Origin of the sequence: Pseudomonas sp. JH-2, assembly GCF_036231725.1 — a bacterium.
In the GTDB taxonomy this organism is placed as follows: Bacteria; Pseudomonadota; Gammaproteobacteria; order Pseudomonadales; family Pseudomonadaceae; genus Pseudomonas; species Pseudomonas delhiensis.
Map to the genome: position 1 here is coordinate 22,622 of NZ_JAZAQP010000024.1, position 12,692 is coordinate 35,313.

Genomic DNA, 12,692 nt, shown 5'->3' on the forward strand with positions numbered 1-12,692 from the left:
TCTAGTCGCGCATCAGGTTGAGAGGGGGCTACAACTGCTCGCCGAACTGGATCACCCTGCGCGCCAGGGGTCTGGCGGGAGATGTCGAGGTCGTGGCGACTGAGCATCTTCTTGAAACGATACAGCGGGATGCCATCGATGTACTTGGTGATCAGCAGCATGGCCAGCACGCTCGGGCTGGCCATGCTTTTCTCGATTAGTTGGGCCGGTTTGTCGACGGTTATCGAAGCCGCTTCGCAGGCCTTACAGGCGTAGGCCTTGCGGATATGACGGATCACCCGCACCTGCATCGGAATAATGTCGAGCTGCTCGCTGCTCTCTTCGCCAATCTCCTGCTTACAGGCGCCGCAAGCACAGATGCACTCATGCTCGGGCAACTCATGGGTGACCTCCACACACAGCAGGTCGGCCGGCAACAGCTTGCGCTTGCCAAGCCGCTTGACGGGGTAACGACTTCTTCAGCTTCGCTCTCGTCGAGAGCTACCGGGCTCTTCGGCCTCGCTGTTCGATCTTGCGCTGATCCGACTCGCGCCAACAACGCCTGCGCAAGTAACTGCTTGAGCAACTACGGGTCCTCAGGAAGGGAATCAGCGCCAGACTTCATGGCACCGGATTATACCGGCTCAGGCCGCGTAGCGCGGCCCCAATAGCTGATTGTGGCCGATTACGCCACAGGTCGATGCCGTCGAGCAACCAGTTCAGTTCATCGACCATCAGTTCGATGGTCTCCTTACCGGCATCGGCCCTTGTCTTGAAGCACTCAGCCTACAGACGCTTGAGCCACAGACAAAAGCCATTGCGCCCCCATCACTTGGTTGCGCGTCCGGTTGAGGAAGACAAACAGTACCGGGTGAACACCTCGACCCTGATCCCACTCAACCAAGGCAGCCAGGCCATTGATGGATTTACGGAAGTCAACGGGCTTGGGGTAGAGGTAGACCTTCTGTACCTTGGCGTCGGGACGCATTATGGGGATGGGTTCCAGCGGAAAACAGGAGCACAGCATCCCTCCCACCTGGGATCATTGGTAGGTGCGGTCTATGGAGCGGCTACTTTACAACAAGCGCTGGATGAGGAACAGGAGCAGATGATAGATATGTAATGACCTTCGACTTCGCCCCCAAATAATTTTCATCAAACGAAAGGGAAATTCCAGAAAAAGCAATAGAGCCATTAATGAAATGAGAAGTAGGGAAAAGAAATAAAATTCAATTCGCTGACGAGACTTACTTCATAAATGTATGATTGCCGTGTAGACACACAACCTACAAGAGAATTCTGCTGAAATACTCCTTCCATTCATTATAAATAAAAAATCTTAAAACAATCCCTAAAACATGAGCGACTGGAATGCACGATGATCAGTAATAAGCCTATACCCGTCGCCACTTAGCTCACACCAAGCGCCTTGAACGCCGCATCCACTGGATCGCTGTAGAAGCTGGTCTGGAACTTCGCGAATAGCTCTCCAGGGATGGTCGGGATGTCAGTGACGCTGGCCATCGGAAGGAGGATCCGCTTCGCCCCCGCGTCGAATGCTACCTGCATGCACTCGGCGAGATTTTCCACCGGCACTACATTCCCTCCCAGGCTCATATCGCCCAAGACGACCAACTGCGCCTGGAGCGGCCTCTGCATCAGAGCGGAGCAGTATGCAACGAAGCCCGCCAGGGTCAGCGCCTTCGGAGCGCCGGTGTTATGCAGCTCCACCACATGCAGGTGGTAGTCGTGGTCACCGACTTTGGCAGCGGCGCTGACGCGAGTGATGTTGGCTTTGAAATAGTCGAAGGCGACCTTCAAGGCCTCCTTCGCGGACGAGCTACTACCGAGACCAGACATATTCAATTTGCCGCTGCCGGCAGTGATCTGGGTTTCCAGTCGGTAGAGCCCCAGATGCCCATTGGCTCCAGTCGAAACAAGGTGCATTGCCCCTGGCTTACCCTGCCCCTCGGGAATCAGCCCGCCCCCGCCCTGCTCCGGCACACTGATAAAGGTTTCTTCCAGCGAATCCGCATCGATGTACGAGAAATGGACATCGAAGAACTCCATGCCACCGATCTTCTTCAACTGCTCCTTCACCCGGCGGCGGGTTTCCAGCGCATATTCCAGGCAGCGTCGTACCGCTTCACGATCATAGTCGGCGCTCGGGTACAACAGCTTGAGCAGACCGGATACCGTCCGGCGCACGGCAATGGTGTCACGCTGGTTGAGGTTGTTGCCCAGCTTGAAGAAACGATCGATAGCGTCAGCGAAATTGCGCTTACGCATCTCACGCATGAACTCGGCCAGGTAGTCAGTGATCAGGCCATAGCGATTGGTGAAAAACTCAGGGCGCATCTTCGGCACCTCCCAGCCCGGGATGTAGGCGTGGAAGCGATCAAAAAATGCTGAGTCGATCATTGCGCTTGGGAACGGCGCCAACAGGTGGCTGGTCTTCACCAACGTGTCCACCGGCTGGTTGATATTGCCGACAAACATCATGCTGGCTGAAGCCGAGATGGAGTCACGGCCACGGGCAAAGGATCCGGAGGCCATGAAGTCCTTCATGATCTGTACGCCATCCTTGTCCTTGAACGAGATCCCGGCCACCTCGTCGAAAGCTACAACATCCCACATCCCGACCAGTCCTACCTGCCTGCGAGACATGTTGTAGAACAGGTTGGCCACCGTGGTCTGGCCACCAGAAACCAGGATGCTGTTTGGGCTGACCTCCTTGTAGATGTGGCTCTTGCCCGTGCCGCGCGGGCCAAGCTCGCAGCAGTTGTAGTTGTTCTCAACGAACGCGATCATCCGCGTCAGCAGATGCCATTTCGTACGCTCATTGAAGTGGGCAGGCTCCATACCCGTCGAGCGCAGCAGCACATCGATCCATTCGTTTTCAGTGAATGCCTTACGCGCCTCCAGCAATGCCTCCATATCCATGTTCGGCATCTGAATGGGCTTGAGATCATGCACGGTGAACGGTGACCCTTTCGCGCCCTCTTCAAAGAAGTAGTTCAGGGTCACGATGCACCAGATACCGCCAGCCAGGAGCTTCTCGTACTCCTTGATGAAACGGCTGGGGATCTCAGCATCCTTGACGCCCAGGTTCATGAACAGTGCCTGGTAGATGTCCCGGCGCTCGTTCAGGCTCACCGTCACCTTGTCGATGATCTTGAAGCTGCCACGCTCACGGATCTTCGATTTGACCTTTTCCGCCTCATCCGGACGAACATAGTTCTCGGACAGAATGCGCTTGACCGTCTCCAAGCCGTCAGCAATAACCTCGTCATTATCCGAAGCGCAATACATGCCGAGCAGGTACTCCAGCACGTAAACGGGCACATTGATGCCCTCTTTGAGACGCTTGGTTAGGTCTTTGCGAACGACCTTGCCAGCAAAAAACTGGTTCAGGCGTGCGTCCAGATCGAGCTCAGCGCTGCCGCTCTCAGAAGTCAAAGTCATTGCTAATCGCCAGGTTGATACGCACTTCAATACGGAACTGTTCGACGTCGGTCTCAGCATCAAGCAGTCTGAGGAAATAACGCTCGCTCGATGAGAACGGACGGTTCAGCAGAGTCAGAGCCACTTTGCGCTGCCTCTGGTCGAGGTTCTGCGAGTCACTGTCCATGGAGACCTGCTCCACTACGGAAACGGCCTCTCCGGCCTCATTGAACAACCCCACCCGCAGCACCGCCGGATGTACTCGCTCGGAAACAGCCTCGGTCTGCAACAGGTTGAACAGGTAACGATTGGTGGTGATCGTGAAGTTGTTCCCTAGCACGGTAACCTGGGCCTTGCGCACCGCCGTGTCCTTTGCTTTCTGCCCACGCACCTGTTGCACCTTGAGAACGGGGACAACGACTTCCTGCAAGCTCGCACCACCATGAATGAAACGTGCACCGCCTACGAAGTGGAAGCGATTCACCCCCTTCGGCGCCCAAAACATCATGTCATCTTCAATGCCGGCGGTATCCCGAATGTAGCCTGCATGCACCTGATCGCTAACCCCAAGGTTGCGACCGATGAGATAGCGCTTCTTGGATACGATGCTGCCGGAAGGCTTGCCCACCAGCTTGCTCTTGTCCAGTGCTTCGGGAGCGGAATCCTGGAACAGAAAGCCATGGTCTGCCGTCACAATCACCCGATGGCCATTGAGGTTGTTGATGATGCGCATGACGATGGACTCAAGCTCGCCAAGGGCATCACGGCAAGCTGCAAACGTGCTGCTTTCGGTGCTGGATGAGTCGCCCACGGCATCAATCTTGTTGTGATAGATGTAAACGACCCTGTATGGCTTGATCAGCTCACGGCCATCGGTTTTGTTCATGTTCAAGAAGTCCTCGGCACGCAAGGCTAGGCCCTGCACCCCTGAGAGGATCTTGTTGCGTGACTCCAGGCCATCGCTACTTAAACCGTCCACCTGCACCAAGCCAGCATCTGTGTAGCTCAGCGTCTTGTGTGGCAACAGGCTGGCCATGCCCAGCTTGGTATAGGACGGCAGCACACCCAGTTGGCTGCCCAACTCCGCGGCAAAGCGGTACTTGCCATTGAGCGACTCATTCAGCTCCTGGGCGACCTCGTAACGCAAGGCGTCACTGATGACGACGAATACCCGCCGGTCATCTCCCCCCTTGAGATAACGATCTACATGCTCTGCATAGAAGTCCTGCTGGTTGGGCACCCCAGGCAGTTGCCATTGCTGGATCTGCCCTGCCTCCAAAAAGCTTCCCCACTTCTGCGCCAAAGGCTGAAGAAAGCCATTCAGATAGTCTTGCTCGACCCGGGAGGTAAGCGGAGCCAGTGCATCCGGGCTTCTGGCATACACGACATCGGCAGCCTCGTGATAGAGACGGTACAACTGATCAAAGCGGTAGAGCTCGCGGGTGTAAGCGCTATAGCACGCTTCCGCGGAGTCGAAGGAAAAACCTGCCGCATAGCGAAGCTTGAGTTCGAACAGCTCAGAAGCAGCTATCAGGGCATGGTAGTAAGCGCACCAGATGGATCGATTGGCATCCTCATTATCCGGCCACCGCGGATTGGCCCAATAACCATCCATTCTCCTGCTGGCTCTGTCGCGGAGCTGCTGACCAACCGCCTCGCTGGTATTGCTGAGCACGGCGTCACGCAGCCGCTCCGCAATCAAGCGCTCCACATCAACAAAGGTGTTCACCGCCATAAGCGAATCGATAGGAACCTGTGCCAACAGCTCCGCCGGACGCAAGTCTGTGGCGATCCACTTCGACAACCGATCATAGGAACGCTGGCGCAAGGTGCTATCACGCCACTGTGACAGGAACACCGCAACGTTGGCCGCACGCAAGGGGCTCAACTGAAGAAGCTTGAGGTTATCCGGGACATGGGCATGCAGGGCATGGCCCATATCAGTGGCAAACAGGCGAACCAGGAAATGCCGCAACGTGGGTTCGCTGTGCTGATACCCAAAGGCCTGCAACATCAACCCCCAGAACACGGGCTGCATGCCAAATTTGCCCAGCGACTCCCATAACGGATTGTCTTCAAGGTCATCGGCTTCAGCCAGGTTGGCCAGGATGGCCGTCAGCACGGCAAACATCTCTGCCTGCTCGACCTTGGCAAGCACCGCGAGGATCTTCAGATCCAGCACCGCCTCGTCATCTTCCGGACTCAGCAGGCCCTTGATCCTGGTCACCCGCTCTTTGCTGGCAAAAAATGCGCTACGCGCCTTCAGGTGCTCGCGCAGACTGTGCTGACGTAGCCCCAGCTCCTGCAACAGCATAGAGGTACGATCCGCCGCGAAAGGTGCCGCATACAAGCGGATATCCAGCAACCAATCGGCCTCCGCCTCGGGACGCAGACCATCTTCATAAATCAAAAACAGACCATCTGGACTCAACAGCTCAATCTGTCGCTTGATCGTCAAGGCCGGTACCTTGGATCGCCGAAAAATCTGCACGTTCTGCAAGGACAAGGATTCGAGTAGCTCACTGAACTCCCCTTGCGGATCCTCCCACCACACCACACGGCTGGAGGCGAACTGCTGTTGCAGGCTATCGACGATTTTTTCGAGTTGTGCAGATAGCTCAGACATCAATCACCGCCCCCAGCGGTTTATACAAACTGAATACAACCACTTTCCACATGCGTTCAGAAATCAATGAATCACACCGCGTCGCCATAGAGGCGATCACAGCACATCAAGCAAAAACTCAGCCTGTCGGCGAAACACGCCATAGGCCTCATCAAAACCAGGCCTGACCGAACCAAACACCAGCGGCAGCAAACGTGCCTCATAGTCCTCGCGAATAGCGGGATCCTTCTCGGCCTGCTCCAGTGCAGCGGACAGGGTTACCTTGGGCTCGGCCACGAACGGCGGAAACTGCTGGCCAAACTCCTGAACATCGAACGCCACTAGCGCCTGAAAACCCGCGACCGCTCGCTCGGTAATCGTTGAGTCCGCTCTGCAAATACAAAAGACATCGTAGATATGCCTGACCAGCGTCCGATCCCAGTCCTGATGCATGGCACCCGCACGGTGTTGAGCATATCGGCGCAGAAAAGAAATCACCTTCTCCGCCAAGGTTTCCTCAACCGCTACACACTCTATTTGCCCCAAGGGCCGGGAGCGTGACGCCAAACGCTCAACCAGGTAATCCAGGGGCTGGCGCGTAGTAGCAAACTGCGGGGCACGAACCGTAAGCTCAAGACTCAGGTAGGGCCTCAGGCTGGCGTCATGCTGGTAGCGGGATTGGTACTGCCATCGCGTAGCGAAATAGCGGTTCTGGTTACGGGCAATACGCTGCTGCGAGTCCTCGACGAACCCCATGGACTCCAGCAGCCGTGCCACCTCCACCTTCAACTGGCTCAGATGCTTTTTTATTGCGGAAGCGCCACCGATGCTCGGCTCATCCAGCACGACCTTGAGATCCACATCCTCGGACATACGTTCGATCAGACCGTATGCCTTGGACAAGCTGGTACCGCCGCAGAACACCAGATGGGTAGCGGGATACTCCATGCCCAGTAAGGCACACAAGGCATCCGTAACGTGGATATCCTTTTCCAGAATGCTGGCAGTCAGCAGGCCGACATCGAGCTCAGCCAATACCGCCTCGATCAGCTCGGCCTGATCAGGCGTGATGGCTTTCATAGGCTACCGTCTGCTTGCCGAAGCCCAGTTTGCGAGTAATTCGGCGGCGCCCGGTGTCCAGCACAATCCCCGCAGCCAGTTGCTGAGAAGCGCCCGAGTTGTAATCGCGCACTGCCTGGGAGGGCTTCACCTTGACCCCAAGCTTTTGCAAGACCAGCGGTGCCAGCACCTCAAGGGGTTGAACAGGGATGGGCTTGCCGGTCAAGGCACTGGGCTTAGCCTTGGCAAACACACCAAGGCCCAGCCTGACCAGCACGCCTTCGGCAATCAGTTGCCTAAAGGCACGGGAGAGCTGGGCCGGGCTGCCAAAACGAGCGAACTCTGAACGCAGGAACACATCGTCCTTGCGCAAAGCGATAGCCCTTTTCAAGCGCTCCTCGGTAATCATGCCGCCTCTCACCTACCCATAAAAAATACGCAACACACTGTTTAGAAAAGGATTTTTAACGAAAAACATGCTCACAGCACAACGACAGTATACGCCACCAACGAAGCGGGCTCCACATGCGCCCCTTTCCTGTAGGCCCCCTGGAACACCGCCTACAAACGCGCATAAAGCTCCCCAAACAACGGCATCCCATACCGGCAACGATAGATCAGTCTATATAGACACCGATAAAGTCTCTAAATACCACATTCCCCAATCGATCATTTACCATCGCCTCCATAGTATGCAGCCCTCTATACAGAGTGTACTCTGGAAACTTAATCGTCTTGCCCAAGAAAAACTGCCCACGCCCCACTTCACTTTCAGAGAGCACTGAATGATCCCCGACGGGGAAGACACCAGCACTTTTACTTAGCTGTGCTTCAGCCCCATGATTTCTTTTAGTAAATGAGACCTTCAAGGGAAACAAATGCAAACCGAAAGCGCCTCCTCTCAGAGTTAACTTAAACTCCAAGGCGGTTCCTTTGGGAAGAGATCTTGAGGCCGAATAATACTCTACTGGAGAGTTGCCAGGGTTCACGTAGCACTGAAACAGAGCTCCCTGATGGCCGACACAACTTGAGCCTTCAAACTGAGCCTTGAGTTCCGCCCCAAAAGGCAACAAATCTCTATAGCCGTCCTTACTTAGTTCTCGAACCTTATAGCGAAGAGTATTACCGTCTCGATCCGTGTAACGTCTATCCAGATAATCAACCTCAGCAGGCTGACCATTCTCTACAACCTTCTTCTTCCGAACAAAAGCCTCCGGAAAATCAATAGACTTTAAGAGCCCTTCCCCCATCATGCAGTTATTTTTTCTTGCCATCCCTTGCAGCTTTGACGCCACATCAACATAAAATGAAGTGGCTGTAACCTCTCTCACTTCATTATAGCCATACGAAGACCAGGCAACCTTTCCATCTTCGCCAAAATCCAAACCGATCCTAAAGCCCAAGTCCTTTGCGTCATACCCCTCATCCACAAGAACAGGGATAATTGTATTCACCATCAAAGACTCAAGAACAGAAACACAATTTATAGCATTAACAACACTGTCCTCCATCTTTTCTCCCTTTCGGCCGAAAAAGGCAAGAAGAGCATCCCCCATAAAACGATGTACATGACCATCAAGGCTTCTGACTATCTCCGAAGCTGCCTTAAGGATAGAGTTCTTTATCCAAATAACATCTTCTAGCTTATATAGCAGGGTCAATCTGGTAGAGTTTTTGATATCCAGGAACAGAGCACAGGTATGATGAAACTCTACTCCATCCGTACCCGCCAGGTGATCGAAGTCCGGATGACCACCAATCTTACTTCTATTAACCCCCTGCTTCCCAAACCTCGGCCTCAGTTGTATCTGCCAAGAATGCTCTTCATCACGAGCGACCAAAGATTCCATACTTGTGTTCAGTGCCCTAGCCTCTGAAAACTCGGCACTATCAAAAGCGTAAGACTTACGCAGGACAGCGCGCGACTTATTTCCCTCAAGAATCCGTCGAAACCCATCCTTAAGCTCCTGCCCTTTCATACACACCACCTTAGCGCACTATTAATACAAATCATGAGAACCAATAGAAACAGCAAGGGAAACCCACAAAACTTCAGCCATTTAGAGATCAACTTGAGATCATCAAATTTTGCTGAAGCAATACCGGCAACAGCATGAATCTGACGACACTGATCCCGAACAAAACCCTCGATCTTTAACTCAGAAATACGGGTGAAATACCCTTCAGCACCTTTCTTACAAGAGCTTATATCTCCATAAAAAATCAAGGAGTCATCATCCTCATCCACAGCCGTGCTGTTCGTTCTCGGCAAAATCACGGAGACAGCCAGATACAGACAATAGCTAGACACCAGGACTAACAGCCCACCAAATACCAAGGCAGGCCAATATAAATAGGGGCTAACAAAATTTGAATATATCCTTTCAAAACCCAAGGTAAACCAACCGATCACCGCAGCACAGTAAGACATCACTATCGCCGCCTTGCTATTAGTCGACACAATATAGCCATCAATCCTTTTGATGATTTCAAAAAGATTCTTCACACCATCCTCATCAACAAACGAGGCCTTAAGTTTATCATCAGACATATTCTTTCCTTATTGCCACCCACTCGATAGTTAAGAAACCTATATTTCGACGCCACGACTCCTTCCTCACCCCCGCGACTTGAAATCAGGTCTCCCATCACCGTCAAATCTCTTATAAAGAGAAGCTAAGGCAAAATAAAGCTACGCCGCCTAGAACTTAGCGATACATCTGCCCTGTCACCTGTCCCCCAACGCAAACCAATATAACCTCATGCACCTTCTTCAAGTGCTTGACAAGTCTATCCTCTCTGACCTTGCGCGAGCACACTGCACATACAACAGTATTGGGTTCTTGCTCTACAGCCACCTTTCTGACTTTTTTGAGGGTAGGCTCAGGAATAGCTTGTATAACTGAGTAAGTTAGAGGCTCTACAAGTCGATCCGGATTGACTGCTGCAATACCATTCCAAACGAGCCAACGATTTTCCGTCGACTCATAATCAAGAATTGAAAGCTCAAATACTCCATCACCTACAGGGCGATAGCGAACGATATCCGCCATAACAACCCGGTCACTACGAAAGCATAGGGAAATCTTTGTACCCTGCGAGGAACCTGAAATGGAGTACACTCCCGCCACTTCCAATCTTACCGAAATGGTTACTTCTTTCAGGGGTTTCCAGCCAACCTCACTCCACCTACGGATACCACCTCGTGGAGTTCTTTCAGAGGCACGACTCGTACAGGGGTGCTTGGGCCACGGTGGGCCCAGCTCATCAAAATAAACCATCCCCCCATATGGGGACTCATAAAAGTAGACCGAAGCACCGCATACTGGGCATTTGGCATTTGGATTGGTAAAGCCACCGGAAAGATCGGACATGGTTGCATGCTGTAACCCTGTCTTACGCTCAGCCTTTGGTTTGTTAAACAGCCAGCGAGCAAATTCCCCACCACCACCGCCGCTACTACCGTACCAGACTCCACCCCAACCACAATTGCAGCCAGGAGGATGATTATTCGCATTGCACATAATGCGACTCCTCTCCCTTTGTCCGACCTTCTAGATCAGTCTAGCCATCCTCACCCACAGCAATTACCCCACTCTCTGGCCAAAGAATTAGCCACTCCCAACAGATAATCTATTGGTATCCGACTGTATTGAAAGAAATAACTCCTCGTCTTAATACGGTGAAACCAAGACGGGCCTCATGGAAAAACTGGGTGTTGAAACGAGTAACATTGAACTGTTCAGGCTTGAAAACCTGACGCGCAAAGAGATCAAAACCAGCCTCCTTGAGCACCTCCTCTGGAACCACATAGGACTGATCGACCAGCCCCCAGAAAGTCCAGCCAGACTCAACACAGATTCCTAATACCTTGTTATTTGCATAGCTGACACCAACCGCGCCGAGGGTCGAGCCAACCAGGTTTCCGAGCAAAGCCCCCAGCACTGGCACAGGAATAATCATCTGGCCGAGCACCGCTCCTCCGCTGCCCATCATAAGGGCCACAGCATCTCTTGATGAGTTGAACGCCAGTTCCTTGCCGGAGATTTGCCCTTGAACATATCGCCAAGAATTTTCAATAGAGTTGAGCGCCATGGCGGTAGCCATACCGACAGCAGTAGGTGAGATCCCCTTAAGAGACTGCCCCATCAGCCCCGCTTTGCATGAGCCAGTAATCACTGCCGCAAGGCCACCACGCAATCCAGCGCCTGAAGAGCTGGCAAGAACCTGACTTGCCCCTTCACGAATTAGCCTTGCGTCCAACTGACCAGACTGCACGTACTGAGCAACGATGCGATATACGTGGGGGGCCGCAGTCAAGGCCGCAGAGAAAGCGGCCGCATTAAGTGCTGCACTTCCTGACTCTCTAAAAATATCTGACCACTCAATGAAGCTCTCAGTATTGAGCCCGTAAGCGTCGGGATCAATTTCACCGTCGCGTTTAAAGTCTGATGCGATGCTTTTGGCATCTCCCTCGCTTAAGGGCTTGGACGTAATGCCATCCACCTCAATGCGATCACTTACGGTATCTGCGGTGTCTTGATATGCGGCCGCAACCTCGGGACGAATGTCCTGGTTCCGAGCAGCTTGCTTTTGCGACTCAGTAATAACACCCTCAAGCTGATCAGTGGGAACGACTTTCTGGTTACCTACATATGCTGGATTACCTAAAGCACCGGCAGTATCCTTAGCCGATCCGTAGTACTTCAACTCAGCCAAGTAAGCTTCTGACGAATTACCATAAGCTACATCTTGCCCTGTTTTACAGTTAACTAGCGCTTCAGCCCACACCTCATTGTTACCCTTTGCGACAGCGGAAACCTTTAGGGTTTCCGCATGCCAAACCTCAGCGAGGTTACCCTTAACATAACTCACACCAACATTAGCTAAGCGATCAGACTCACTTTTCATAGCCGCCAAGGCAGTATCTATGGCTGACTGAACGTCATTCACAAAGCCTGCCGACTCCAGGGCGCCCGCTACCCCAGAAAAATCTCTACTGGCCTTATAATATGCATCGGCGAAGTCTGCCATTATTATCAGACCTCATTTCCGACCCAGGCATCCAGCTCCGTCAGAACAAAATTATAAATTGCAAGCTTTGTCTGCTCATAACGCAACTCCTTTGCCTCACTCTTACTCTTGAAATATCTGACCACCTGATATCCGACACCACCTATTGCCAGGGGAACAAGGGGAGCAGCAACTAGGAAAGCCCCACCTACTGCGGCGCCAATAGCTCCCGATGCAGTTTGGCCATACCCCAACTTACTCTTAAACGCTTCAAAAGCGCTCTTTTGCTCTAGTTTACCTTCTCCGAACACTACAGCCTTACTTCCATCTCGCCCAAAACAAGCACCATTGACATTGACAACATTGGATATTTGCGAAAGGTACATCTTAGAGAACCGATTCTCTTCGGCATCCCCGATGAATATCACATAGCTTCGCCCGGAAAGGGTTGGCATATTTTGCTTGTAGTGCTCAAGAGTCCAGGCCGCACTGTCAAAGCCATTAACCTTTGAGATCTCATGCTGCAATGCAATGGCCAACTCTTCATAGTTTTCTGGATAGACCACAATCACTTGTTTACTAGCAAACATAT

Annotated in this window: 9 protein-coding genes and 1 pseudogene; all 10 read right to left on the minus strand. The window is 52.8% G+C overall.

Annotated elements, in window-relative coordinates; all coding sequences use genetic code 11:
• Nucleotides 1-4: 4 nt before the first annotated feature.
• Nucleotides 5-565: pseudogene (locus tag VV867_RS17380) on the minus strand (transposase); the annotation flags it as partial.
• Nucleotides 566-760: 195 nt separating this feature from the next.
• Nucleotides 761-967: an IS66 family insertion sequence element accessory protein TnpB gene (gene tnpB, locus VV867_RS17385; RefSeq protein ID WP_328567102.1), complete on the minus strand. Its 207-nt coding sequence runs from the start codon at nucleotides 965-967 to the stop codon at nucleotides 761-763.
• Nucleotides 968-1,389: 422 nt separating this feature from the next.
• Nucleotides 1,390-3,444: a protease Lon-related BREX system protein BrxL gene (gene brxL, locus VV867_RS17390; RefSeq protein WP_328567103.1), complete on the minus strand. Its 2,055-nt coding sequence runs from the start codon at nucleotides 3,442-3,444 to the stop codon at nucleotides 1,390-1,392.
• Nucleotides 3,428-6,049: a BREX-1 system phosphatase PglZ type A gene (pglZ, locus tag VV867_RS17395; protein ID WP_328567104.1), complete on the minus strand. Its 2,622-nt coding sequence runs from the start codon at nucleotides 6,047-6,049 to the stop codon at nucleotides 3,428-3,430. The genes brxL and pglZ overlap by 17 nt, the downstream gene beginning before the upstream one ends.
• 96 nt (nucleotides 6,050-6,145) lie before the next feature.
• On the minus strand, nucleotides 6,146-7,108 hold the full coding sequence (locus VV867_RS17400; RefSeq protein WP_328567105.1) for a nucleotidyl transferase AbiEii/AbiGii toxin family protein: 963 nt from the start codon (nucleotides 7,106-7,108) through the stop codon (nucleotides 6,146-6,148).
• The gene (locus VV867_RS17405) at nucleotides 7,089-7,496 is read right to left on the minus strand and encodes a DUF6088 family protein (RefSeq protein ID WP_328567106.1); all 408 of its coding nucleotides are present in this window, start codon (nucleotides 7,494-7,496) and stop codon (nucleotides 7,089-7,091) included. The genes VV867_RS17400 and VV867_RS17405 overlap by 20 nt, the downstream gene beginning before the upstream one ends.
• Before the next feature lie 208 nt (nucleotides 7,497-7,704).
• Nucleotides 7,705-9,066: a nucleotide-binding domain-containing protein gene (locus VV867_RS17410; RefSeq protein WP_328567107.1), complete on the minus strand. Its 1,362-nt coding sequence runs from the start codon at nucleotides 9,064-9,066 to the stop codon at nucleotides 7,705-7,707.
• Nucleotides 9,063-9,638 carry a Pycsar system effector family protein gene (locus tag VV867_RS17415; protein ID WP_328567108.1) on the minus strand — a complete coding sequence of 192 codons (576 nt, stop codon included), beginning with the start codon at nucleotides 9,636-9,638 and terminating at the stop codon, nucleotides 9,063-9,065. The genes VV867_RS17410 and VV867_RS17415 overlap by 4 nt, the downstream gene beginning before the upstream one ends.
• A gap of 1,082 nt (nucleotides 9,639-10,720) precedes the next feature.
• Entirely contained in the window at nucleotides 10,721-12,121 is a 1,401-nt protein-coding gene (locus VV867_RS17420) for a hypothetical protein (RefSeq protein WP_328567109.1), read from the minus strand.
• 5 nt (nucleotides 12,122-12,126) lie between these two features.
• Complete coding sequence (locus tag VV867_RS17425; protein WP_328567110.1) at nucleotides 12,127-12,690, minus strand: hypothetical protein; 564 nt, start codon at nucleotides 12,688-12,690, stop codon at nucleotides 12,127-12,129.
• Between the last annotated feature and the right edge of the window lie 2 nt (nucleotides 12,691-12,692).